At 73.8% G+C, this 22,458-nt stretch carries 25 protein-coding genes; 12 read left to right on the top strand and 13 right to left on the bottom strand.

Features of this window, described 5'->3' with window-relative positions; all coding sequences use genetic code 11:
• The first annotated feature begins 95 nt into the window (after positions 1–95).
• Entirely contained in the window at positions 96–1,337 is a 1,242-nt protein-coding gene (locus tag ACFQTY_RS12330; RefSeq protein ID WP_378100817.1) for a glucose-1-phosphate adenylyltransferase, read from the top strand.
• Positions 1,338–1,389: 52 nt separating this feature from the next.
• Positions 1,390–2,052 carry a phosphoserine phosphatase SerB gene (gene serB / locus ACFQTY_RS12325; RefSeq protein WP_378101778.1) on the top strand — a complete coding sequence of 221 codons (663 nt, stop codon included), beginning with the start codon at positions 1,390–1,392 and terminating at the stop codon, positions 2,050–2,052.
• A gap of 9 nt (positions 2,053–2,061) precedes the next feature.
• Here serB and ACFQTY_RS12320 read toward each other — a convergent pair whose 3' ends face one another.
• The 3 genes from ACFQTY_RS12320 to fabG are packed head-to-tail and all read right to left on the bottom strand — an operon-like array spanning position 2,062 to position 4,210.
• Positions 2,062–2,610 (bottom strand): SixA phosphatase family protein, encoded by a 549-nt coding sequence (locus ACFQTY_RS12320; RefSeq protein ID WP_378100815.1) that lies wholly within the window; start codon positions 2,608–2,610, stop codon positions 2,062–2,064.
• A 32-nt stretch (positions 2,611–2,642) separates the two neighbouring features.
• Complete coding sequence (fabI, locus tag ACFQTY_RS12315; RefSeq protein ID WP_378100813.1) at positions 2,643–3,410, bottom strand: enoyl-ACP reductase FabI; 768 nt, start codon at positions 3,408–3,410, stop codon at positions 2,643–2,645.
• A gap of 56 nt (positions 3,411–3,466) precedes the next feature.
• A complete protein-coding gene (gene fabG / locus ACFQTY_RS12310; protein ID WP_378100811.1) occupies positions 3,467–4,210 on the bottom strand; it encodes a 3-oxoacyl-ACP reductase FabG in 744 nt (247 codons plus the stop codon).
• Positions 4,211–4,321: 111 nt separating this feature from the next.
• Between fabG and ACFQTY_RS12305 the strand changes: the two genes are divergently transcribed.
• Genes ACFQTY_RS12305 through ACFQTY_RS12295 form a run of 3 tightly spaced genes read left to right on the top strand, consistent with a single transcriptional unit; the run spans position 4,322 to position 6,023 of the window.
• Entirely contained in the window at positions 4,322–4,741 is a 420-nt protein-coding gene (locus ACFQTY_RS12305) for a DUF3099 domain-containing protein (RefSeq protein ID WP_378100809.1), read from the top strand.
• Positions 4,738–5,001 carry a hypothetical protein gene (locus ACFQTY_RS12300; protein WP_378100807.1) on the top strand — a complete coding sequence of 88 codons (264 nt, stop codon included), beginning with the start codon at positions 4,738–4,740 and terminating at the stop codon, positions 4,999–5,001. Before ACFQTY_RS12305 ends, ACFQTY_RS12300 begins: the two co-directional genes overlap by 4 nt.
• Positions 4,998–6,023, top strand: a complete 1,026-nt coding sequence (locus tag ACFQTY_RS12295; protein WP_378100805.1) for an SURF1 family cytochrome oxidase biogenesis protein — start codon at positions 4,998–5,000, stop codon at positions 6,021–6,023. The genes ACFQTY_RS12300 and ACFQTY_RS12295 overlap by 4 nt, the downstream gene beginning before the upstream one ends.
• Before the next feature lie 58 nt (positions 6,024–6,081).
• On the opposite strand, the gene abc-f is transcribed toward ACFQTY_RS12295, so the two are convergent.
• Entirely contained in the window at positions 6,082–7,680 is a 1,599-nt protein-coding gene (gene abc-f / locus ACFQTY_RS12290; protein ID WP_378100802.1) for a ribosomal protection-like ABC-F family protein, read from the bottom strand.
• A 199-nt stretch (positions 7,681–7,879) separates the two neighbouring features.
• On the opposite strand from abc-f, the gene ACFQTY_RS12285 reads away from it, so the two are divergent.
• From ACFQTY_RS12285 to ACFQTY_RS12270, 4 genes are all read left to right on the top strand, one after another.
• On the top strand, positions 7,880–8,557 hold the full coding sequence (locus ACFQTY_RS12285) for a biotin transporter BioY (protein ID WP_378100800.1): 678 nt from the start codon (positions 7,880–7,882) through the stop codon (positions 8,555–8,557).
• Positions 8,554–9,291: an energy-coupling factor ABC transporter ATP-binding protein gene (locus tag ACFQTY_RS12280; protein ID WP_378100798.1), complete on the top strand. Its 738-nt coding sequence runs from the start codon at positions 8,554–8,556 to the stop codon at positions 9,289–9,291. The genes ACFQTY_RS12285 and ACFQTY_RS12280 overlap by 4 nt, the downstream gene beginning before the upstream one ends.
• Complete coding sequence (locus tag ACFQTY_RS12275; RefSeq protein WP_378100796.1) at positions 9,288–9,923, top strand: energy-coupling factor transporter transmembrane component T family protein; 636 nt, start codon at positions 9,288–9,290, stop codon at positions 9,921–9,923. Before ACFQTY_RS12280 ends, ACFQTY_RS12275 begins: the two co-directional genes overlap by 4 nt.
• Positions 9,924–9,995: 72 nt before the next feature.
• On the top strand, positions 9,996–10,883 hold the full coding sequence (locus tag ACFQTY_RS12270) for a neutral zinc metallopeptidase (RefSeq protein ID WP_378100794.1): 888 nt from the start codon (positions 9,996–9,998) through the stop codon (positions 10,881–10,883).
• Positions 10,884–10,984: 101 nt separating this feature from the next.
• Here the strand turns inward: ACFQTY_RS12270 and ACFQTY_RS12265 are convergent, their stop codons facing one another.
• The 9 genes from ACFQTY_RS12265 to ACFQTY_RS12225 form a co-directional block, all read right to left on the bottom strand.
• Positions 10,985–11,329, bottom strand: a complete 345-nt coding sequence (locus ACFQTY_RS12265; RefSeq protein ID WP_263730930.1) for a metal-sulfur cluster assembly factor — start codon at positions 11,327–11,329, stop codon at positions 10,985–10,987.
• A complete protein-coding gene (gene sufU, locus ACFQTY_RS12260) occupies positions 11,326–11,832 on the bottom strand; it encodes a Fe-S cluster assembly sulfur transfer protein SufU (protein ID WP_291762986.1) in 507 nt (168 codons plus the stop codon). The genes ACFQTY_RS12265 and sufU overlap by 4 nt, the downstream gene beginning before the upstream one ends.
• An 11-nt stretch (positions 11,833–11,843) precedes the next feature.
• The gene (locus ACFQTY_RS12255) at positions 11,844–13,181 is read right to left on the bottom strand and encodes a cysteine desulfurase (RefSeq protein ID WP_378100792.1); all 1,338 of its coding nucleotides are present in this window, start codon (positions 13,179–13,181) and stop codon (positions 11,844–11,846) included.
• Positions 13,182–13,229: 48 nt separating this feature from the next.
• Positions 13,230–13,994 (bottom strand): Fe-S cluster assembly ATPase SufC, encoded by a 765-nt coding sequence (sufC, locus tag ACFQTY_RS12250; protein WP_263730932.1) that lies wholly within the window; start codon positions 13,992–13,994, stop codon positions 13,230–13,232.
• A gap of 17 nt (positions 13,995–14,011) precedes the next feature.
• A complete protein-coding gene (locus ACFQTY_RS12245; RefSeq protein ID WP_378100789.1) occupies positions 14,012–14,344 on the bottom strand; it encodes a non-heme iron oxygenase ferredoxin subunit in 333 nt (110 codons plus the stop codon).
• A complete protein-coding gene (gene sufD / locus ACFQTY_RS12240) occupies positions 14,341–15,603 on the bottom strand; it encodes a Fe-S cluster assembly protein SufD (protein WP_378100787.1) in 1,263 nt (420 codons plus the stop codon). Before sufD ends, ACFQTY_RS12245 begins: the two co-directional genes overlap by 4 nt.
• On the bottom strand, positions 15,603–17,054 hold the full coding sequence (gene sufB / locus ACFQTY_RS12235) for a Fe-S cluster assembly protein SufB (protein WP_378100785.1): 1,452 nt from the start codon (positions 17,052–17,054) through the stop codon (positions 15,603–15,605). Before sufB ends, sufD begins: the two co-directional genes overlap by 1 nt.
• Positions 17,051–17,824 (bottom strand): helix-turn-helix transcriptional regulator, encoded by a 774-nt coding sequence (locus tag ACFQTY_RS12230; RefSeq protein ID WP_378100783.1) that lies wholly within the window; start codon positions 17,822–17,824, stop codon positions 17,051–17,053. The genes sufB and ACFQTY_RS12230 overlap by 4 nt, the downstream gene beginning before the upstream one ends.
• A gap of 186 nt (positions 17,825–18,010) precedes the next feature.
• Positions 18,011–19,672 (bottom strand): bifunctional 3'-5' exonuclease/DNA polymerase, encoded by a 1,662-nt coding sequence (locus ACFQTY_RS12225; RefSeq protein ID WP_378100780.1) that lies wholly within the window; start codon positions 19,670–19,672, stop codon positions 18,011–18,013.
• Positions 19,673–19,762: 90 nt separating this feature from the next.
• Here ACFQTY_RS12225 and ACFQTY_RS12220 point away from each other — a divergent pair, with 90 nt between their 5' ends.
• Genes ACFQTY_RS12220 through ACFQTY_RS12210 form a run of 3 tightly spaced genes read left to right on the top strand, consistent with a single transcriptional unit; the run spans position 19,763 to position 22,439 of the window.
• Complete coding sequence (locus ACFQTY_RS12220) at positions 19,763–20,686, top strand: ABC transporter ATP-binding protein (protein WP_378100778.1); 924 nt, start codon at positions 19,763–19,765, stop codon at positions 20,684–20,686.
• Positions 20,683–21,429, top strand: a complete 747-nt coding sequence (locus ACFQTY_RS12215; protein WP_378100776.1) for an ABC transporter permease — start codon at positions 20,683–20,685, stop codon at positions 21,427–21,429. The genes ACFQTY_RS12220 and ACFQTY_RS12215 overlap by 4 nt, the downstream gene beginning before the upstream one ends.
• A gap of 41 nt (positions 21,430–21,470) precedes the next feature.
• A complete protein-coding gene (locus ACFQTY_RS12210; RefSeq protein ID WP_378100774.1) occupies positions 21,471–22,439 on the top strand; it encodes a heme A synthase in 969 nt (322 codons plus the stop codon).
• Positions 22,440–22,458 lie beyond the last annotated feature (19 nt).

Genomic DNA, 22,458 nt, shown 5'->3' with positions numbered 1-22,458 from the left:
CCTCGCCAGGCCCCCGCGGGGCCACGGGCGACACGCTAGCGCGCCTTGCGGGAGCCGCCTCGCTGGCGCTGGTCCGTGGGCCTAGGGTTCGTGCCATGGCAACGCCGCGCGTCCTCGCTATCGTCCTCGCAGGTGGGGAGGGCAAGCGGCTGATGCCGCTCACCGCCCACCGAGCCAAGCCGGCGGTGCCCTTCGGCGGGATCTATCGCCTCGTCGACTTCGCCCTGTCGAACGTCATCAACTCCCGGTACCTGCACGTCATCGTGCTGACCCAGTACAAGTCGCACAGCCTGGACCGGCACGTGGCGCAGACGTGGCGGATGTCCCAGCTGCTGGGCAACTACGTCGCCGCCGTGCCCGCGCAGCAGCGGGTCGGCAAGCACTGGTACCTGGGCAGCGCGGACGCGATCTACCAGTGCCTGAACATCATCGACGACGAACGTCCCGACATCGTGGTGGTGGTCGGCGCCGACCACGTCTACCGCATGGACTTCTCCCAGATGGTCGACTCGCACATCGACTCGGGAGCCGAGCTGACGGTGGCCGGCATCCGGCAGCCGATCAGCTGGGCGGACCAGTTCGGCGTGATCGAGACCGCGGAGGACGACCCGACGCGCATCGCCGCCTTCCGCGAGAAGCCGAGCGACCCCGTCGGCCTGCCCGACTCCCCGGGCGAGATCCTCGCCTCGATGGGCAACTACGTGGCGAACGCCGACGCCCTGGTCCGGGCCGTCACGCTGGACGCCGAGGACGTCAACTCGCGCCACGACATGGGCGGCGACATCGTGCCGTACTTCGTCGGGCAGGGCACCGCAGGCGTCTACGACTTCATCCGCAACGACGTGCCCGGGTCCACCGACCGCGACCGCGACTACTGGCGGGACGTCGGCACCATCGACGCGTACTTCGACGCGAACCAGGACCTGATCTCCATCGAGCCGGTGTTCAACCTCTACAACGACGACTGGCCGCTCTACACGGGCTACATCGGGCTGCCCCCGGCGAAGTTCGTGCACGCCGGCCCCGGACGTCTGGGCCACGCCGCCGACTCCATCGTGTCCCCGGGCGTGCTCGTCTCCGGTGCGACGGTGGCCGGCTCCGTGCTGTCCCCCGGCGTGCGGCTGCACTCCTGGGCCCAGGTGACGGACTCGGTGCTGATGGACGGCGTGCAGGTGAACCGGTACGCGCAGGTGCACCGGGCGATCCTCGACAAGAACGTCATCGTCCCCGAGCGCGCCCGGGTGGGCCTGGACCACGAGCACGACCTCGCTCGCGGGTTCACCGTCACGGAGAGCGGCGTGACCGTCGTCCCCAAGGGCACCGTCATCGCGGACTGACACCACAGGACGCTCCCCCGCGCCGGCCCGCTAGCCTGCGCGCGTGACCACCATGCCCTTCGCGGCCCGTCCGGACCGGCTGGTGGTGATGGACGTGGACTCCACGCTCATCACCGGTGAGGTGATCGAGATGCTCGCCGGGCACGCGGGCAGCCGGGAGCAGGTCGCGGCGATCACCGACCGTGCGATGCGAGGGGAGCTCGACTTCGCCGCGTCTCTGCGGGAGCGTGTCGCCACGTTGGCCGGGCTGCCGTTGCGGGTGCTCAGCGAGGTCCTCGACGAGGTGGAGCTGACCCCGGGGGCCGAGGAGCTCGTCGCCGGGCTTCGGGAGCGGGGCTGGCCGCTCGGGCTGGTGTCCGGCGGGTTCATCGAGGTGGTCGGCCCGCTGGCGGAGCGGCTCGGGATCGAGCGGCGCCGGGCGAACCGGCTCGAGGTGGCGGGCGGCTACCTGACCGGACGCGTCGCAGGGGCGGTCGTCGACCGGGCCGCGAAGGCGGCGGCGCTGCGCGAGTGGGCGACGGAGCTGCGCGTACCGCTGGACCGGACGGTGGCGATCGGCGACGGGGCCAACGACCTGCAGATGATGGCGACGGCGGGGTTCTCCGTGGCGTTCAACGCCAAGCCGGTGGTGGCGGCGCAGGCGGACGCGGCCGTGACCGGACGGCTCGACGCGATCCTCGAGCTCCCGCCGCTGCTGGTGCCGCGCCCCCGCTAGCTCGCCCCCTCAGGGTCGGTGCACGGCCACCAGCCGCGCGCGGCCCCGGCCCAGGTCCGGCCAGCCGTCGTACGGCCGCAGCACGCTCCACGCCGCCGTCGGCACACCGGCGCGCACCTGCGCCACGGCGGCCGGGTCCGACCCGAGCGCGGCGAGCACCGCCGACACGGCCGAGATGGACGGCTCATGGCCGACCACGGCGACCGTCCGCGCGTCCGTGGGCGTCGTGCGCAACAGCTCCACGAGGTCGGAAGCGCCCGCGTCGTACACGTCGTCGCTCAGCAGCAGCCGGGCGTCCGCGCCGGAGGACCGGGCGACCAGCTCCCACGTCTGACGCGTCCGCAGCGCCGACGAGCACCAGACGACGTCGGGCAGCAGCCCCGCGGCCGCCCACCGGGCGCCGACCTGCGCCGCCTGCCGGCGTCCCTCCAGCGACAGCGGACGTTCGTGGTCCACCACGCCGTGCGGGCGGTCGGCCTTGGCGTGCCGGAGGAGCAGCAGCGTGCGCGTCGGCGCGGCAGCACCTGGCTGCACCGCCTCGGTCTCGTCGTCGGCCACCTGGGTCCCCCTCCCCCACGGCGGCCCGCGGGCTACTGGCCCATCGCGTGCACGCCACCGTCGACGTGCACGATCTCACCCGTCGTCGCGGGAAACCAGTCCGACAGGAGCGCGGCGACCGCGCGTGCCGTCGGCTCCGGGTCGTGGACGTCCCAGCCGAGCGGCGCCCGGTCCGGCCAGCCGCCCTCCATCGCCTCGAACCCCGGGATCGACTTGGCCGCGGTCGTGCGGATCGGCCCGGCGGACACCAGGTTCACGCGCACCCCCGACGGGCCGAGGTCGCGGGCGAGGTACCGGGCCGTGGACTCGAACGCCGCCTTGGCGACGCCCATCCAGTCGTAGACCGGCCAGGCGTAGCGGGCGTCGAAGGTGAGGCCGACGACGGCCGAGCCGCGCACGAGGAGGGGCTGGGCCGCCACCGCGAGGGACTTCAGCGAGAACGCGGACACGTGCAGCGCGGTCGCCACGTCGTCCCACTGGCCGGCGAGGAAGTTGCCGCCCATCACGGACTGCGGCGCGAACCCGATGGAGTGCACCACGCCGTCCAGGTGGTCGGTGTGCTCGCGCACCCGGCGGGCGAGCGCCGCGAGGTCGTCCTCGCTGGTCGCGTCGAGCTGGACGACCGGCACCGCCTCGGGGAGCCGCCGGGCGATCACCTCGGTCAGCCGGAACTGCCGCCCGAACGAGGTGAGCACCACGTGGGCGCCCTCCTGCTGGGCCAGGCGGGCGACGTGGAACGCGATCGAGGTGTCGGTGAGCACCCCGGTGATCAGCAGCGACTTGCCGTCCAGCAGACCCATGGCGGGACCCTTCGTCGATCGGATGCGTCAGGTGTCAAAGGTCGCGAGGCCGGGCGTCAGTGGCCCATGCCGAGGCCGCCGTCGACCGGGATGACGGCGCCGCTGATGTACGCGGCGAGCGGGGAGGCGAGGAACTCCACGACGCCGGCGATGTCGTCCACGTGGCCGAAGCGGCCGGCGGGGATCGCGGCGAGGTACGCCTGCTGCCGCTCCTGCGGGAGCGCCTGGGTCATGGCGGTGTCGATGAAGCCGGGTGCGACCACGTTGGCGGTGATGCCGCGGCCGCCGAGCTCGCGGGTGACCGAGCGAGCCATGCCGACCAGGGCCGCCTTCGAGGCCGAGTAGTTCACCTGGCCGGGGCCGCCGTACAGGCCGACGACCGACCCCATGAGGACGATCCGCCCGCGGCGCATCCGGATCATGCCCTTCGACGCGCGTCGCACCACCCGGAAGGCTCCGGCGAGGTTGACGTCCAGGACGTCGTCGAACTCCTGGTCGGTCATCCGCAGCAGCAGCTGGTCGCGCGTGATGCCCGCGTTGGCGACGAGCACCTCGACGGGTCCGTGGGCCGCCTCGACCTCGCTGAAGGCCGCGTCGACCGACGCGGTGTCGCGCACGTCCCCCACGACGGCCAGCGCACCCGCAGGCGAGTCGGCGGTCCGGTCCAGGGTGGCGACCTTGTCGCCCAGGGCGAGGAAGCGCTCGGCGATGGTGCGGCCGATGCCTCGTCCGGCACCGGTCACGAGGACGCTGCGGGGAGCACGGGCCGGCTGGGGCTGGGTCTCGTGGGAGGCAGGCACGGGTCACGACGCTAGCCGACGACGACGGCCGGAGGCCGGAGGGCGCGACTAACGTCGGCCGGTCCGCTGTTGTGGAAGGTCCACAAGGGACTGCCGACCTAGGATCTGTGGGTGAGCACGCCGAGCGGGCTGCCGCCGGAGCAGCCTCCGGTGCACCGCATCACCACAGCACCACCCTCGTTGTCGGCGGACCAGTCCCGCCGGCAGCGCAGCTACCTGATCCAGATGGGCATCCGGGTGGTGTGCTTCGTCGGGGCGGTGGCCACGTTCCACCGGGTGCCCGTGGTCGTGACGGTGCTGCTGGTGATCGGCGCCGTGGTGCTGCCGTACACGGCGGTGCTGGTGGCCAACGCCGGTCGTGAGCGGCAGGCGCGCGACGCGTCGTTCCTCGACCCGCGGCTGATCGGTTCGTCGCGCACGGACGGCCGCCCGGCCGCGCCAGACCCCAAGGACACCGGTACCACGGGCGACGGCACGGCGTCCCGTCCGACGCCCGAGGAACGACGACGGCAGGCCGGAGGAGACCGATGAGCGAGGCGGACCGGGGCACGGGCGTGCCGGACGCGGTCGGCGAGCTGGTCTGCAGCGGGCGCGGCTGCCGTCGGCCGGCGGCGTGGGGGCTGCTGTGGAACAACCCGCGCCTGCACACCCCGGACCGGCGCAAGGTCTGGCTCGCCTGCGAGGAGCACCGCGGCTCGCTGTCGGAGTACCTGCAGGTGCGGGCGTTCCTGCGGGACGTGGTGCCGGTCGGCGAGCTGGTGCAGTCGGACCAGGGCGGTCCCACACCGTGAGGCCGGCCGTCCGCCGGGCCCTCGGGCTGGTGCTGATCGGTGTCGTCGTGGCGGTGACCTGCACGTTCCTCGGTCGGTGGCAGTGGCACCGGCACGTGGTGAAGGACCGGCTGATCGCCGTCGTCCAGGCGAACTGGGCGGCAGCGCCGGTGCCGTTGAGCACCCTCGCGCCGCCGGGGGCCGGCCTGACGCCGGCGTCGGAGTGGCGCTCCGTCCGTGCGGAGGGTCACTACGTCCCCGCCGCCACGGTGCTGCTGCGCAACCGGCCGGTGGCGAGCCACTCGGCGTACCACGTGCTGGTGCCGTTCGTGACGCGGGACGGGTCCGTGCTGGTGGTCGACCGCGGCTGGGTGCCGATCGGCAGCAACGGGTCGACCGCGCCGACCCCTGCCGCGCCGCCGGCCGGCACGACCACCCTGGTCGGCCGCGTGCGCATGCCGGAGGCCGCGTCGACCCGTGGGGCGCCGGCGGGTCAGGTGCAGTCGATCGACGTCCCGCAGGTGCTCGCGGCCGCCGGAGCCGCTGCCCCCGCCGGCACCGCGTACCCCTTCTACGTGGCGGTCTCGACCGAGGACCCCGCCCCGGCGCAGGCGCTGGGCACCCTGGACCCGCCGGACACGGACCCCGGACCCCACCTGTCGTACGCGTTCCAGTGGTGGGTGTTCGCCCTGGGCGGGTTCGCCGCCTGCGTGTGGTCCGCGCGGCGCGAGCTTCTGGAGGAGCGCCAGGAGCGCGCCGCCGCACCGGCACGGCGCGTCGGCGACGCGGACGACGTCGCGGCCACGAGCGCGCCGGCGGCCCACGACGCGGGACGGGACGAGACGGCCGGCCCGACGACGGCACCGGCGGAGGGCTCGGGTGCGGCCGACGAGGGCCGTGCTGCGGCCGGGCCGTCGCACAAGCGGCCACGCCGCCGGCCCGGGCGTGACGAGCTCGCCGAGGACGCGTTGGTGGACGCGCAGCTCGGTGGCGGGTCGCCGGGCCGGCCACCCGGGCGTCCGGAGGACGCCGAGCCACGCTGAGCGGCGGCCGAGGCTCGGTACGACGTCGGCCGCTCCGGGTGGTCCCGCGCGGGTGGCGTCAGGCCAGCGCGATCAGGTCCAGGTAGTCCGGTCCCCACAGGTCCTCGGCACCGTCCGGGAGCAGCAGCACGCGCTCCGGGTTCAGCGCCGCGACGGCACCCTCGTCGTGGCTGACGAGCACGACTGCGCCCGCGTAGCCGCGCAGCGCGGCGAGGATCTCCTCGCGTGACGCCGGGTCCAGGTTGTTGGTCGGCTCGTCCAGCAGCAGCACGTTGGCGCTCGAGACCACCAGCGCCGCGAGCGCGAGCCTCGTCTTCTCCCCGCCGGAGAGCACGCTCGCGGGCTTGTCGGCGTCGTCCCCCGAGAAGAGGAACGAGCCGAGCACCGAGCGCACCTGCGTGTCGGTCAGGTCGGGGGCTGCCGAGCGAAGGTTCTCCACCACCGTGCGGGACAGGTCCAGGGTCTCGTGCTCCTGCGCGTAGTAGCCGAGCTTGAGGCCGTGACCAGGGCGGACCTCGCCGGTGTCGCTCGGCTCCAGGCCGCCGAGGATGCGCAGCAGCGTCGTCTTGCCCGCGCCGTTGAGGCCGAGCACGACCACCTTGGACCCGCGGTCGATCGCCAGGTCGACGTCGGTGAACACCTCGAGCGACCCGTACGACTTCGACAGGCCCTCCGCCGTCAGCGGGGTCTTGCCGCACGGCGCCGGGTCGGGGAACCGCAGGTGCGCCACCTTGTCGGACGCGCGCACCTGCTCCAGGCCGGACAGCAGCCGCTCGGCGCGCTTGGCCATGTTCTGCGCGGCGACGGCCTTGGTCGCCTTGGCGCGCATCTTGTCGGCCTGCGCCAGCAGAACCGCCGCCTTCTTCTCGGCGTTGGCGCGCTCCCGGCGGCGGCGCTTCTCGTCCGTCTCGCGCTGGGTCAGGTAGGCGTCCCAGCCGAGCGCGTACTGGTCGATCACCCCGCGGTTGGCATCGAGGTGGAACACCTTGTTGACGCAGGCGCGCAGCAGCTCGGCGTCGTGGCTGATGACGACGAACCCGCCGGAGTACGCCTTGAGCCAGTCGCGCAGCCAGGCGATCGAGTCCGCGTCGAGGTGGTTGGTCGGCTCGTCGAGCAGCAGGGTCTGGGCGCCCGAGAACAGGATCCGGGCGAGCTCTACCCGGCGGCGCTGACCGCCTGACAGCGTGCCGAGACCCTGCGACAGGACCCGGTCGTCCAGACCCAGGTTCGAGGTGATCCGGTGGGCCTCGCTCTCGGCGGCGTACCCGCCGGCGGCGGTGAACCGGGCCTCGAGGCGGGAGTACCGCTCCATCGCGGTCTCGCGGGTGGCGTCGTCGGCGCTGGCCATCGCGCCCTCGGTCTCCCGCATCGCCCGCACCACCTCGTCCAGCCCGCGGGCGGACAGCACGCGGTGCAGCGCCAGCTGGTCGGCGTCCCCCGTGCTCGGGTCCTGCGGCAGGTAGCCGATCTCACCGCCGCGGGTCACCTGACCACCCGTGGGCTGGCCCTGACCGGCGAGCACGCGCGTCAGGGTGGTCTTGCCCGCGCCGTTGCGGCCGACGAGGCCGATCCGGTCGCCGGCGGCGACGCGGAAGCTGGTGGGCTCGAGGAGGACGCGGGCGCCGATGCGCAGCTCCACGCCCTGGGCGACGATCACTGGTGGGTTCCTCCGACGACGGGCGCTCGGGCCTTGGGCCGGGGCACAAACGCCCGCCAGTCTACGACCGGCTAGCGTGACCGAGGTCCGAGCAGCCTCTCCTGCCGGCTACCGGTGCCACCCACACGGCGAGGCCCGGGCCACGACTGCCAGACGCTCGACGCGTCCGACCACCCGACCCTGACGACCGGAGCAGCCGATGTCCAGCGGATTCCCCCACCCGACGCCCGCCGACGACGCCGCCACCGGAGGGGCCGGCACCGACCGCCTGGCGGCCCTCGGGGTCGATGCCGTCCTGCCCGCACCCGTCAGCCGACGCTCCCCCGCCGGCGACATCGCCCTGGTGGGCGTGCTCGCGGCGTTCATCGCCGCCTGCGCGGTGCTGCCGCCGATCCCCACCGGCACGGCCGTACCGATCACGCTGCAGACGTTCGCCATCACGCTGGCGGGGCTGCTGCTGGGCGCACGGCGAGGCGCGCTGGCGGTCGCGCTCTACCTGGCGGTGGGGCTGGCGGGCGTCCCGGTGCTGGCCGGCGGCACCGGCGGCATCGGTGTGCTGGCCGGTCCGACGGTCGGCTACCTGGCGGCGTTCGTGCCCGCCACCGCGTTGACGGGGTGGTTCGCGGGTCTCGCGCGCAGGGCCCGGCCGGCACGTCGGTTCCTGGTGCTCGCGGCCGCCGGGGTGGCCGCCACCTGGCTCGTCGTCCGGCCGCTCGGCATCGCCGGCCTCGCCTGGCGCACCGGCATGTCGGTGCAGGGGGCGTTCGTCGTCGACCTGCGCTTCTGGCCTGGCGACCTGATCAAGTGCCTGCTGGCGGCGGCCGTCGCCGCAGCGGCGCTGCGGGCGTTCCCGGACCTGCTGCGCGACCGTCGGTGATCGAGCTCGACCGGGCGGAGGTGACCGTCTGGACCCCCGATCCGGTCAGCGGTCGCGACCGCACCGTCCGGATCCTCGGCCCCGTGACGCTGTCGCTCTCCGAGCGCAGGGTGGCCGTGGTGGGCGCGAACGGTTCCGGGAAGTCCACCCTCGCCCGGCTGCTCGACGCTCTGGTGCTGCCCTCCGCCGGCACGGTCCGGGTCGACGGTCTCGACACCGTGCGGGACGGGGCGGCGGTGCGCCGCCGGGTCGGCTTCCTGTTCACCGACCCCGACGCGCAGGTGGTGATGCCGACTCCGGCGGAGGACGTGGCGCTCTCGCTGCGCCGGACCACGGGCACCGCCGCGGAGCGCCGCTCGGCGGCCCGCGCCTGGCTCGACCGGTTCGGCCTCGCGGACCACGCGGACCTGCCGGTGCACGCGCTGTCCGCGGGCCAGCGGCAGCTGCTGGCGCTCGCCGCCGTGCTGGCCACCGAGCCGGCGGTGCTGGTGTGCGACGAGCCGACCACCCTGCTCGACCTGCGGTGGCGGCGCGTCGTGGACCAGCTCCTCGACGCCCTGGAGCAGCAGGTGGTGCTGGTCACCCACGACCTCGAGGCTGCGGCGCGGGCCGACCGGGTGCTGGTGGTCGACCAGGGGCAGGTGGTCCACGACGGTCCCCCCGGTCCCGCCCTGGGGCGGTACCGCGAGCTGATGAGCGAGGCGCCGCGCGCCGCCGGGGTGCGGGCGTCGTGAGTCGCCGTCGGGGCCGCGGAGCCTGGACGGGACCGCTCGGTCTCTACGTACCAGGGACCAGCCCGCTGCACCGCCTGCCGGTGTGGGCGTCCCTCTGCGGCACGGCGGCGTTCACGGCCGCGGTCGTCCTGGTCCCGGGCCTGCCGGCCGCGGCGGCCGGTGTGCTGGTCGCGTCGGCCGCTGCCGCGGTCGCCCGCCTGCCGTGGCGCCGGGTGGTGCTCGGCTTGCGGCCGGGTCTGGTCGCCGCGGCGTTCGTCGGCCTCGGTCGCTGGTGGACGAGCGGAGCCGCGGCCGGCGTGGCCGGCGCGCTCGACCTGCTCGCCGTGGTGCTCGCCGGCGTCGTGCTCGCGGCGACCACCCCGGCGGACGAGCTGGTGAGCGTGGTGACGGGTGCGACCACAGGTCTGCGGCGGTTCGGCGTCCGGCCGAGCTCGATCGCGCTCGGGGTCGCTCTCATGCTGCGCAGCGTCCCCGTGCTGGTCCAGGTCCTCGGGGAGTCCGCCGACGCGGCGCGGGCCCGCGGTCTGGACCGGTCACCGCGCGCGCTCGTCGTGCCGGCCGGGGTGCGGACCGTCGCGCATGCCCGACGGGTCGGGGAGGCGCTCGCCGCCCGTGGGCTGCCGGACGACTGAACCGCACCGACCCACCGCCGGTGCACGGGCCATCCGGTGGCCGCTCCTCCGATGCCGGGTTAGCGTCCCCGCGTGACCTTCCACGAGGGCGGCGACTTCGAGGGCGGCCGGGTGCAGAGCCGCGGACCCGGACGCGGCATCGCCATCGGCGGCGGCGTGACCGGGCTCGTCGTGGTCGTCCTGGTCACGCTGCTCAACGGTGGCAACCTCGGCGACGTGCTCAACGCCGTCGGCGGTGGGTCGCAGTCCGGTGGCACGTCGCAGGGCACCACCATCCAGCGCTGCTCCGCCGAGCAGGCGAACACCCAGCGCGACTGCCGGCTGTCGGCGACCGTGCAGGGTCTCGACGCCTACTGGCAGCAGGCGCTGGCCGCCCAGGGGACGCCGTTCAGCCAGCCGCCGGTGGTCTCGTTCACCTCGCAGACGAGCACCGGCTGCGGCGCCGCGTCGAGCTCCACCGGACCGTTCTACTGCCCGACGGACCGGACGGTGTACCTGGACCTGGGCTTCTACGACCAGCTGCAGAGCCAGTTCGGCGCCCAGGACGGACCGCTGGCGGAGATGTACGTCACGGCCCACGAGTACGGGCACCACGTGCAGAACCTGCTCGGCACGATGAGCAAGATCGACCACCAGGGCACCGGGGCGACGTCCGACTCGGTCAAGCTCGAGCTGCAGGCCGACTGCTACGCCGGCATCTGGATCGGCCACGCCGCGACGACCAAGGACCCGCAGACGGGCGTGGTGCTCCTCGACCCCGTGACGCCGCAGCAGCTGTCGAACGCGCTCGCAGCGGCGCAGGCCGTGGGCGACGACCACATCCAGCAGCAGTCCGGCGGCGGGGTCAACCCGGACACGTGGACGCACGGGTCGAGCGCCCAGCGTGAGAAGTGGTTCACCACCGGCTACCAGAAGGGCACGCTGGCGGCCTGCGACACGTTCTCGGCACCGAGCCTCTGACAGCACCCGGACGCGCCGGGGCGCAGCGGGACGCACGGTCCCGCGGGGACGACGACGCCCCCCACGACCGCAGTCGCGGGAGCGTGCCGGAGCGGCGGTGCTCAGATGTTGAAGCCGATGGCCCGCATCTGCTCGCGACCGTCCTCGGTGATCTTCTCCGGGCCCCACGGCGGCATCCACACCCAGTTGATGCGGAACGCGTCGACGATGCCGTCGAGCACCTGAGCCGTCTGGTCCTCGATCATGTCGGTCAGCGGGCAGGCCGCCGACGTCAGCGTCATGTCGATGGTGGCGGTGTTGGTCTGGTCCACCAGCACGCCGTACACCAGCCCGAGGTCGACGACGTTCACGCCCAGCTCGGGGTCGATGACGTCGCGCATGGCCTCCTCGACGTCGGCAGCCGTGGCCGGCTCCGTGCGGGCGCCGGGGTTCTGGTCGATGCTCATGCGTCCTCCTGGGTACGGGCGCCGGACAGGATGAGGGCGTCGGACATGGCGACCCAGCCGAGCAGGGCGCACTTGACGCGTGCGGAGTAGCGGGAGACGCCGGTGAACGCCGCGGCGTCGCCGAGCGCCTCCTCTGCGGCCTCGTCGTCCAGGCCGGCACCGCGCGACTGCATGAGCGCGCGGAAGGAGTCGTGCAGCGAGTCCACCGTGCGCAGGTCCTGGCCGACGACGAGGTCGTGGAGCACCGACGCCGACGCCTGGGAGATCGAGCAGCCCTGGCCGTCCCAGCGCAGGTCGCGCACCACCGGCACGGGGCCGCTGGTGTCGACGTCGACCCGGACCGTCAGCTCGTCGCCGCAGGTCGGGTTGACCTGGTGGGACACCCCGCAGGCGTCGGCGTGCTCGGCGATCGCCACCGCGACCGTCCCCGAGCCCTCGGGCAGGCCGCGCCCGTGCGGGTACTTCGCGTGGTCCAGGATCACCTGCTGGTACAGCTGTTCCATCGAGCTGGCGCTCACGCCTCACCTCCGTGTCGGTGGACGCGCGCGTCGTCGTCCGCACCGAAGAACGCCCGGACCCCCGCCAGCGCTTCCCGGAACACCTCGATCTCCGCCTCGGTGGTGTACACGGACGCGGTGGCGCGAGCCGTCGCGGCCACGCCGAAGCGGCGGTGCAGCGGCTGGGCGCAGTGGTGGCCGACGCGCACGGCGACGCCGGCGTCGTCCAGCACCTGGCCGACGTCGTGCGCGTGCACCCCGTCCACCACGAACGACACAGTGGCGAGCCGGTCCCGGTTGTCCGTCGGGCCGATCACCCGCACGCCGGGCACGGACGCGACGGCGTCCAGCAGCAACCCGGCGAGCTGCCGCTCGTGCGCCGCCACGGCGTCCATGCCGAGCTCCGCCAGGTAGTCCGCCGCGACACCCATTCCGACAGCCTGGGCGACCATCTGGGTGCCGGCCTCGAACCGCTGCGGCGGCGGGGCGTACGTCGTCTGCTCCATGGTGACGACCTCGACCATCGACCCGCCCGTGAGGAAGGGCGGCAGGTCCGCCAGCAGCTCCCGGCGCCCGTACAGGGCGCCGACACCGGTGGGACCGAGCATCTTGTGGCCGGAGAAGGCGGCGAAGTCCACGCCGAGCGCGTGCAGGTCCACCGGCAGGTGCGGGACGGACTGGCAGGCGTCCAGCACGGTGAACGCGCCGACCTCGCGAGCCCGGGCGACGAACGCGTCGACGGGCGTGATCGCCCCGGTGACGTTCGACGCGTGCGTGAACGCCAGCACGCGCGTGCGCTCACCGACGACCGTCGCGAGGTCCTCCAGCCGGATGCGCCCGTCGTCGTCCACGCCCAGCCAGCGCAGCGTGGCCCCGGTCCGCGCGGCGAGCTCCTGCCACGGCACGAGGTTCGCGTGGTGCTCGGCCTCGGTGACGACGATCTCGTCGCCCGGGCCGAGCGCGAAGCGGCGTGCCGCCGCACCCCCGCGGCCGAGGCTCGCGTTGGACATCGCGTACGCGACGAGGTTGATCCCCGCCGTCGCGTTGGACGTCCAGACGAGCTCGTCGGCCGCCACGCCGACGAACGACGCGACGCGCGACCGGGCGCCCTCGAACGCCTCGGTCGCCTCCTCCGCGAGCTGGTGCGCACCGCGGTGCACGGCGGCGTTGCGCTGCGTGTAGAAGTCCTGCTCGGCGTCGAGCACCACCTCGGGCTTCTGCGAGGTGGCACCCGAGTCCAGGTACACCAGCGGCCGCCCGTCGCGCAGGGTGCGCGACAGCAGCGGGAAGTCCGCCCGCACCGCGGCGAGCTCCTCGGGGCTCAGGGTGCGGGTGGCGTCCAGCGTGCTGGTCATCGGTCCTCCGCTCGGACGGTCGGCTGGGTGGGTAGGTGCAGGCCGTGCTCAGACGAGCGGGGCACCCTGGGTGAAGCGGTCGTAGCCCTCGTCCTCGAGCCGGTCGGCCAGGTCGGAGCCGCCCTCCTCGGCGATGCGCCCGTCGACGAAGACGTGCACGAAGTCGGGCCGGATGTACCGCAGGATCCGGGTGTAGTGCGTGATCAGCAGCACGCCGACGTCCGTCTTGCTCGCCACGCGGTTCACGCCCTCGGACACGATGCGCAGCGCGTCGACGTCCAGACCGGAGTCCGTCTCGTCGAGGATCGCGAACTTCGGTGCCAGGAGCTCCATCTGCAGGATCTCGTGGCGCTTCTTCTCGCCGCCGGAGAAGCCCTCGTTCACCGACCGCTCGGAGAACGCCGGGTCCATGCGCAGGTTGTCCATCGCGGTGCGGACGTCCTTGACCCAGGTGCGGAGCGCCGGAGCCTGGCCGGACACGGCCGTCTTGGCGGTCCGCAGGAAGTTCGACACCGAGACGCCGGGCACCTCGACCGGGTACTGCATGGCCAGGAACAGGCCGGCACGAGCGCGCTCGTCGACCTTCATCGCGAGGACGTCCTGGCCGTCCAGCGTCACGGAGCCGGAGGTGACGTGGTACTTGGGGTGACCGGCCAGCGAGTAGGCCAGCGTGGACTTGCCGGAGCCGTTCGGCCCCATGATCGCGTGCGTCTCGCCGCTGTTCACGGTGAGGTCGACGCCGCGCAGGATGGGCTTGGGGCCCTCCTTCGTCTCGACGCTGACGTGCAGGTCGCTGATCTGCAGGGTGGACATGGTTCTCCTCAGGGTCTTCAGAGCGGGGCGTCGACGTCGACGAGCACCTGCTCGCCCTCGACGGTCAAGGGGTAGACGGGTACGGGCCGGACGGCGGGCGGGGACAGCGGCTTGCCGGTGCGCAGGTCGAACCGCGACCCGTGCAGCCAGCACTCGATCGTGGCGCCCTCGACCTCGCCGTCGGACAACGAGACCTGGCCGTGCGAGCAGATGTCGCTGATGGCGTGCAGCTCGCCGTCCTCGTCGCGGACGACGGCCACCTCGACGGTGCCGTCGGCGCCCTCGAGCTCGACCCGCAGGGTGCCCGCCACGGGGACCTGTGCGGCGAGGCACGCGCGCTGAGCGCTCATGCCTGCTCGCCCTCGGCGGCCGCCCCGTCCGGGGACTCGAGGACGACGGCGCCGGACGCCGCCAGCTCGCTCTCGATCGACGCGAGCAGCCGCTCCTCGATCTCCGGGACCTCGATCTGGTGCAGCAGCTCGGCGAAGAAGCCGAGCACCACCAGACGCCGGGCGTCCTGCTCGTGGATCCCGCGCGAGCGCAGGTAGAACAGCTGCTCGTCGTCGAACCGGCCGGTGGCGCTCGCGTGCCCCGCACCCTCGATCAGACCGGTCTCGATCTCGAGGTTCGGCACGGAGTCCGCACGCGCCCCGTCGCTGAGCACCAGGTTGCGGTTCAGCTCGTAGGTGTCGGTGCCCTCGGCCTGCGCCTGGATCAGCACGTCGCCGACCCACACCGCGTGCGCACCGTCGCCCTGCAGGGCGCCCTTGTACGTGACACGGGAGCGGCACGACGGCACCGCGTGGTCGATGAACAGCCGGTGCTCCTGGTGCTGGCCCGCGTCGGCGAAGTACAGGCCGAGCGCCGTGACGTCGCCGCCCTCACCCGTGAACTCGGCGTCCGGGGTGATGCGCACCACGTCGCCGCCCAGCGTGACGACGATGTGCCGCACGGTGGCGTCCCGGCCGACGCGCAGGCGGTGCGCCGCGTCGTGCACCGAGCCCGGGGCCCAGTCCTGCAGCGACACCACGGTCAGGTGGGAGCCCTCGTCGGCGACGATCTCGATGGTCTCCGCGAGCGTCGCCTGGCCGACGTGGTCGATCACGACGGTGCCCTGGGACATCGCCTCGGCGTGCACCAGCAGGTGCGCGGCGGTCGGGTCGAGGGACGAGCCCTCCAGCACCACGGAGGTGACCTGCGAGGCGACCGCCTCGCGCGGGAACGTCACGACGGTCGACCGCGGGAAGGACGCCCACGACGCGGCCGCGATCCGGTCCCCGGGCCGGCCCGCCAGGCCCAGCCGTGCGTCGTCGCGGTCGACGATCTCGACGCGCACCTCCGGGCTCTCCACCACGGTGGTGAGCACGCCGTGGCCGGTCAGCACGCCGCCGTCGGCCGCCACCAGCGGCGCCAGGCGGTCCATCGGCGAGAACCGCCACTCCTCCTCGCGGCCGGTCGGCACGGGGAAGTCGGCGACGTCGAAGCTGGTCCGCCGGGCGGCCCGGCTCGTCTCGGGGACGGTCGCCATGCCGTGGCTGTGCGCCTGGTCGGCGACCGCCCGCGAGTGGTCGGTCGACAGCCCCGCGGGCTCGTTCGTCGTGGTCGTCATCAGCCGACGGCACCTTCCATCTGGAGCTCGATGAGGCGGTTGAGCTCGAGCGCGTACTCCATGGGCAGCTCACGGGCGATGGGCTCGACGAACCCGCGCACGATGGTCGCCACGGCCTCCTGCTCGGGCAGGCCTCGGGACATCAGGTAGAACAGCTGGTCCTCGCTCACCCGCGAGACCGTCGCCTCGTGGCCCATCGTCACGTCGTCCTCGCGGACGTCGACGTACGGGTAGGTGTCGGAGCGGGATATCTGGTCCACCAGGAGTGCGTCGCACAGCACGGAGGAGCGCGACCTCTCGGCGCCCTCGAGGATCTGCACCAGCCCGCGGTACGAGCACCGGCCACCGCCCCGCGCCACCGACTTGCTGATGATGTGGCTGGAGGTGTTCGGCGCCGCGTGCACCATCTTCGAGCCGGTGTCCTGGTGCTGACCCTCGCCGGCGAACGCGATCGACAGCGTCTCCCCGCTGGCGTGCTCGCCCATCAGGTAGACGGCCGGGTACTTCATGGTGACCTTCGAGCCGATGTTGCCGTCGACCCACTCCATGGAGCCGCCCTCGGCGACCGTCGCGCGCTTGGTGACCAGGTTGTACACGTTGGTCGACCAGTTCTGGATGGTCGTGTACCGGACGCGGGCGTTCTTCTTGACGATGATCTCGACCACCGCGGAGTGCAGCGAGTCGCTCTGGTAGATCGGCGCGGTGCAGCCCTCGACGTAGTGCACGTACGAGCCCTCGTCCGCGATGATCAGCGTCCGCTCGAACTGGCCCATGTTCTCCGTGTTGATGCGGAAGTAGGCCTGCAGCGGGATGTCGACGTGCACGCCCGGCGGCACGTAGACGAACGACCCGCCCGACCACACGGACGTGTTCAGCGACGCGAACTTGTTGTCCCCCGGCGGGATCACCGAGCCGAAGTACTGCTCGAAGATCTCGGGGTACTCCTTGAGACCGGTGTCGGTGTCGAGGAAGACGACGCCCTGCTTCTCCAACTCCTCCTGGATCTGGTGGTACACCACCTCGGACTCGTACTGCGCGGCGACGCCGGCGACCAGGCGCTGCTTCTCCGCCTCCGGGATGCCCAGCCGGTCGTACGTGTTCTTGATGTCCTCGGGCAGGTCCTCCCAGCTGGCGGCCTGCTTCTCCGTCGACCGGACGAAGTACTTGATGTTGTCGAAGTCGATGCCGGACAGGTCGGCACCCCAGGCGGGCATCGGCTTCTTGTCGAACAGGCGGAGCCCCTTCAGGCGCGTCTTCAGCATCCATTCCGGCTCGCTCTTGAGCGCCGAGATGCCCCGCACCACCTCCTCGGACAGGCCGCGGCGCGCGGTGGCACCGGCGACGTCGGTGTCGTGCCAGCCGTAGCCGTAGGTGCCGATCGAGGCGATGGCCTCGTCCTGCGTCAGCTGCGGGGCCAGAGGCGTGGTGATCGGCTCCGTGGGTGCGCTCATGCTGTCGGTCCTTCCGTCGCGATCACGGGGGTGGTCGGTGGTGCTGGGACCCGGCGGGTGCCGGTGGGGATGCTGGTGGTGCAGACGTGGCCGCCGGAGGTCAGCGTCGCCAGGCGCTGCACGTGCACGCCGAGCAGGTGGCCGAACGCGCGGGTCTCCGCCTCGCACAGCTGCGGGAACTGGGCCGCGACGTCCTGCACGGGGCAGTGACCCTGGCACAGCTGCACGGCGTCGGTACCCGGGACCGGACGCGCCGACGCGGCATAGCCATGGTCGTCCAGAGCCCGCGCGAGCGCCTCCGCACGGGCGGTCATGTCGGTCCCGGCTGCGTCGACCGCGGGGGCGATCTGCCGCTCGAGGTCGCCGACGCGCTCGGCGGCGAACTTCTCGACCGCCTCCTCGCCGGCGGCGCTGGCGAGGAACGCGAGCGCCTCCGCGGCGATCTCGGCGTACCGGTGCTCCAGGTCGTGCTGGCCCCGGGTCGCGACGACGAACCGGCGGGCCGGACGTCCGCGCCGGGCCGGTGCACCGCCCGTTGCCGTGTGCGGTGCGATCTGCCCGTTGTGCTCCAGCGCGGACAGGTGGCGCCGCACTCCCGCCGGGGTCAGGTCGAGGGCAGCGGCCAGCTCGACGGCGCTGATCGGCCCGTCCGCGGCGATCAGCTCGAGCACGCGCTGCCGGGTCCGGGTCTCCAGGTCGTCCACCCGCCCGGAGGACGCTCCGGCGAGCACGCCTCCGGCCGGCACGACGACGGGCAGCAGGCTGCTCATGCGCACCTCCACAGGAGACGGGGTGACCGGTGCGACGAGCACCGTTCGAGATGTCCGGGACCGACGCGGTGGTCGCTCCCGATATCGGCAACATCCTTGTTGCCAAAATACATCCCGGCAAGCAAGGCCTGCCTTCCTCGTCCGCGATGCGGCCGCCGCGCGGGACGCGACGCGCGACCTGCCCGGTCAGGCGCCCTTCGCGTCGCCGTACGACGTGGCCGTCCCCACGGAGAGCGGGAACTCGACCGGGAAGTCGCCGAACAGCAGCCGCCCGGCGGCTACCGCGGCGGCACGGACCTCCTCGACCACCACGGGGGCCAGGGCCGTCGGGGTGTGGACCACCAGCTCGTCGTGCAGGAAGTAGACGAGGTGCGGACGCGCGGCGAACGGCTCCGCCGCGCGACCGACCGCAGCCGTCGGTCCCATCGCCCACAACCTGCGCCGGGTCTCGGCGATCCAGGCCAGGGCCCACTCCGCTGCCGTGCCCTGCACGACGAAGTTCCTGGTGAACCGGCCCCAGCCCCGGCTCGCCGCCCGCGCCCGTGACTCCTCGCCGGTGCCGCCCTCGTCCGACAGCGCATCGAGCTGGGTCTGTGCCCAGGCCGCCCCGGGGCGCGGCGATCCGCGTCCCAGCAGGGTGGAGACCACCTCCCCGCGCTCGCCGGCACGAGCGGCCGCCTCGACGTACGCCAAGGCGTCCGGGTACGCCCGGGCGATCCGCGGCAGCACCGCTGCGCTCGCGCCGGTGGTGCCGCCGTAGAGCGCGCCCAGCATGCCGACCTTCGCCAGCGCCCGCTCCGGCACCACCCCGGCCGCCACCATCGCGGTGTAGAGGTCGTGGCCCCGGCCGGCTGCGGCGAGCTGCTCGTCGTAGGCCAGCCCGGCCAGCACCCGCGGCTCCAGCTGCGCCGCATCGGCGACGACCAGGCTCCACCCCTCGTCGGCACGCACCGCACCCCGCAGGTGGCGCGGCAGCTGGAGAGCACCACCGCCGCTGCTCCCCCACCGGCCGGTGACCACCCCTCCGACCACGTACTCGGGGCGGAACCGACCGTCGTGCACCCAGGTGTCCAGCCACGTCCAGCCGTTGGCGGTGTGCAGGCGCGACAGCCGCTTGTACTCCGTCAGCGGTGCGACAGCGGCGTGGTCCAGACCCTCGAGCTCCCACTTCCGGGTCGAGGTCACGGGCAGCCCCACGCGGCGCAGCGCACGGAGCAGGTCCGGCTGCGAGTCGGGGTTCAGCGCCGGTGCGTCCAGCTCCGACCGGAGCTGCTCCGCGAGCTGCTCGAGACGGCGGGGCCGCTCGCCGGCGCGCGGACGTGGCCCGAGGAGCGAGCGGAGCACCTCGTCGTGCACCGCCGGGTCCCACGGCACACCGGCGTGGCGCATCTCCGCCGCGGCCAGCGCACCGGCCGACTCGGCAGCCAGCAGCAGCCGCAACCGTGCCGGTGGGGTGGCGTGCTCGACCGCCTCGTCCTGCGCGGTCAGCTCCGCCAGGCACGTCTCCTCGTCGAGCGGCCGCTCGGCCCGGACCTCGTCGAAGAGCGTCTCGGCGGAAGGTCCGGGCTCGGCCGGAGCCGGCGCGTCGAACGGGGCGGCCGCGGCGGTCGCCAGCGGCGAGGTCGCGACAGCCGGTGCCAGGCGCAGGACGCGATGTGCGAGCCGCAGGTCCAGGCAGCGCTCGACCCGGACCCCGTCGGCCAGCAGGCCGGGATACAGGGCCGACGTGTCGCTCCACACCCAGCGCGGCGCCGACTCGCGGCCGACCACGGCGTGCGGCACCTCCTGGTCCACGCGGCGCACCCGTACGGTCGCCCCGTCGGGGCGCCGGGTGACCAGGAGCAGCACCTGACCACCCTCCCGCACACCGCCCACACGGCGCGCGGTCCGCCACCGCCCGCGCCGGAGGCCACAGGGCGCCGGGATAGAGTCGCGCCCGTGCCGCTCTCCCCAGCCGTCGAGGTGACGGGGCTGCTCAAGCGCTACGGCACGGACGTCGCGGTCGAGGGGCTCGACCTGGTCGCGGAGTCCGGACGGGTGACCGCGGTGCTCGGCCCCAACGGCGCCGGCAAGACGACCACCGTCGAGATCTGCGAGGGTCTGCGGCATCGCGACGGCGGCGACGTGCGGGTCCTCGGGTTCGACCCCGCGCACGACGCCGCGGCCCTGCGCCCCCTGGTCGGCGTGATGCTCCAGGACGGCGGGCTGCCGAACACGCAGCGGGCCGGTGACGTGCTCGAGCACGTCGCGCGCATGTACGCGGACCCGGTCGACACCGGCGAGCTGACGGAGCGCCTCGGCCTGCGCACGTTCGCGCGCACCTCCGTGCGACGGCTGTCCGGCGGTGAGCGGCAGCGGCTCGCGCTCGCCGTGGCGCTCGTCGGACGTCCCCGCCTGGTGTTCCTCGACGAGCCGAGCGCGGGGCTGGACCCCCAGGCGCGACGTGCCGTGTGGGACCTCGTCGGTGAGCTGTCCGCGGACGGGGTGTCCGTGGTGCTCACCACCCACTTCATGGCCGAGGCGGAGGCCCTGGCCGACCACGTCGTGATCGTCGACCACGGGCGTGCGATCACCTCGGGCACGGTCGCCGACCTCGTCGCCTCAGGGGGCACCACCACGCTGCGCGTCGAGGCCGCCCAACCCCTCGACCCCGCCGCGCTCGCCACGGCGCTGGGATCGACGTTCACGGTCGAGGCGGCCGGCCGGACGGCCTGCAGCGTCGCCGGACCTGTCAACCCCAGGTCGGTGGCCGCCGTCACGGCGGCGCTCGCCGACGCGGACGTGCAGGTCACCCGCCTGGAGCTCGGCCGCCGCACGCTCGAGGACGTCTTCCTCGACCTGACCGGTCGGAGCCTGCGATGACCACCGCCGCCCCCGCGTCCCGGCGGATCACCGCGCAGAGCACCTTCGAGCTGCGCGCGGTGCTCCGCAACGGCGAGCAGGTGATGGTGACCGTCCTGCTGCCCCTCATCCTGCTGGGCGGTCTCGCGCGGGCCACCTTCGTCGCGCTGGACACCGGCGGCGCCACCCGGATCGACCTGGTCACACCGGGCGTGCTCGCGTTCGCGCTGATGAGCTCGGCCTTCACCTCACCGGCGATCACCACGGCGTTCGACCGGCGCAACGGGGTGCTGCGCCTGATGGCGACCACCCCGCTCGGCCCCACCGGGCTGCTCGTCGGCAAGCTCGCCGCCGTGCTGGCCGTGCAGGTGATGCAGGTCGTGGTGATCGGCGGTGCGGCCGTCGCGCTCGGCTGGCGACCCGAGCCGGGCGGCATCCTGCCGGCGGTCGTCGCCTGGCTGCTCGGCACCACGGCGTGGGGCGCGGCCGCCCTGCTCGCCGCAGGACGCGTCCGTGCCGAGGCGGTCATCGCGCTGGCGAACCTCGTGCTGGTGCTCCTCGCCTTCGGCGGGGTGGTGCTGCCCGCGAGCGTGCTGCCCGCCGGGCTCGCCCACGTCGTCGGGTGGCTGCCGTCGGGCGCGCTCGGCGAGGCGCTGCGTGCAGCGCTGCTGCACGGCACCTGGGCCGCCGGGCCGCTGGCGGTGCTCGCCGTGTGGGCGGTCGCGCTGTCCGCGGCGGCCGCCCGCTGGTTCCGCTGGTCGTAGCGCGCCGGGACCGGTTCCGGCGGCGATCTACCCTGGTGACCGTGACCAGCGCAGCGGCCTCCGCACCTCCTGTCCGCGACCGCCTCGACGTCTGGCGCCGGCGCGCGGTCGTGGCCAACCTCGTCGCGCAGGTGCTGATCATCGTCACCGGAGGTCTGGTGCGCCTGACGGCATCCGGTCTCGGCTGCTCGTCGTGGCCCAGCTGCGAGCCGGGGCACTTCACGCCGACCGTGCACGACGCGACCAGCTACCACCCGTTCATCGAGTTCGGGAACCGCACCATCACCGGTGTCCTCGTCGTCGTCTCGCTCGCGGTCGCGCTCCTCGTCGGCATGGACCGCCGTCGCTCGGCGTCCTACCGCACGATGGCGTGGGTGCCCCTCGTCGGCGTGGTCGTCCAGGCCGTCGTCGGCGGGATGGCGGTCCTGTACCAGCTGCCGCCGGCCGTCGTCAGCGGCCACATGCTCCTGTCGATGGTGCTCGTCGCCGTGTCGACGTGGCTGGTGGTCCGCTCGCGCGAGAGCGACGCGGCGTCGACCCCCGTGGTGGACGGCGTCACACGCCGGCTGGTCGCCGGCCTCGGCGTCGCGGCCGTCGCCGTCGTGGCCCTCGGCGTCGTGGTGACCGGGGCCGGTCCGCACTCGGGCGACGACCGGGTCGGCTACCGGTTCGCCGTCGACCCGTTCCAGATGGCGCGCGTGCACTCGCTGGCGGTGTGGCTCTTCGTCGCACTGCTCGTCGCCGTCCTGCTGCGGCTGCGCCGCACCGGACCGGCCGCCGCCCGTCGAGCCGCCTGGCTGCTCCTCGCCGTCACCGCGGCGCAGGCGCTGATCGGCTACGTCCAGCTGTTCACCGGGCTGCCCATCGCCCTGGTCGACCTGCACATGCTGGGCGCCGCGGTGCTCGTCGTCGCGGTCGTCCTGCTCGCCGGCACCCTCCGCACGCGCGGTCCGGTACCTGCTCTCCCGGCGCCGGGTCCGCAGCCCGCTGCAGCGGCCCGCGCCGCCTGACCGCCTCTCGGGGTCGGTC

The sequence above is a fragment of the Cellulomonas sp. T2.31MG-18 genome (assembly GCF_964266755.1).
Lineage (GTDB): Bacteria > Actinomycetota > Actinomycetes > Actinomycetales > Cellulomonadaceae > Cellulomonas.
Note: the sequence above shows the minus strand (reverse complement) of the source record. Positions and strands in the feature narration are given on the sequence as shown.

What these genes read in the sequence shown, in the direction of transcription:
- ACFQTY_RS12330 (WP_378100817.1), top strand. Translation starts at nt 96, where the DNA reads ATGGCAACGCCGCGCGTCCTCGCTATCGTCCTCGCAGGTGGGGAGGGC.
- serB (WP_378101778.1), top strand. Translation starts at nt 1,390, where the DNA reads ATGCCCTTCGCGGCCCGTCCGGACCGGCTGGTGGTGATGGACGTGGAC.
- fabI (WP_378100813.1), bottom strand. Translation starts at nt 3,410, where the DNA reads ATGGGTCTGCTGGACGGCAAGTCGCTGCTGATCACCGGGGTGCTCACC.
- ACFQTY_RS12300 (WP_378100807.1), top strand. Translation starts at nt 4,738, where the DNA reads ATGAGCGAGGCGGACCGGGGCACGGGCGTGCCGGACGCGGTCGGCGAG.
- ACFQTY_RS12285 (WP_378100800.1), top strand. Translation starts at nt 7,880, where the DNA reads ATGTCCAGCGGATTCCCCCACCCGACGCCCGCCGACGACGCCGCCACC.
- ACFQTY_RS12265 (WP_263730930.1), bottom strand. Translation starts at nt 11,329, where the DNA reads ATGAGCATCGACCAGAACCCCGGCGCCCGCACGGAGCCGGCCACGGCT.
- sufU (WP_291762986.1), bottom strand. Translation starts at nt 11,832, where the DNA reads ATGGAACAGCTGTACCAGCAGGTGATCCTGGACCACGCGAAGTACCCG.
- ACFQTY_RS12255 (WP_378100792.1), bottom strand. Translation starts at nt 13,181, where the DNA reads ATGACCAGCACGCTGGACGCCACCCGCACCCTGAGCCCCGAGGAGCTC.
- sufC (WP_263730932.1), bottom strand. Translation starts at nt 13,994, where the DNA reads ATGTCCACCCTGCAGATCAGCGACCTGCACGTCAGCGTCGAGACGAAG.
- ACFQTY_RS12245 (WP_378100789.1), bottom strand. Translation starts at nt 14,344, where the DNA reads ATGAGCGCTCAGCGCGCGTGCCTCGCCGCACAGGTCCCCGTGGCGGGC.
- sufD (WP_378100787.1), bottom strand. Translation starts at nt 15,603, where the DNA reads ATGACGACCACGACGAACGAGCCCGCGGGGCTGTCGACCGACCACTCG.
- sufB (WP_378100785.1), bottom strand. Translation starts at nt 17,054, where the DNA reads ATGAGCGCACCCACGGAGCCGATCACCACGCCTCTGGCCCCGCAGCTG.
- ACFQTY_RS12230 (WP_378100783.1), bottom strand. Translation starts at nt 17,824, where the DNA reads ATGAGCAGCCTGCTGCCCGTCGTCGTGCCGGCCGGAGGCGTGCTCGCC.
- ACFQTY_RS12215 (WP_378100776.1), top strand. Translation starts at nt 20,683, where the DNA reads ATGACCACCGCCGCCCCCGCGTCCCGGCGGATCACCGCGCAGAGCACC.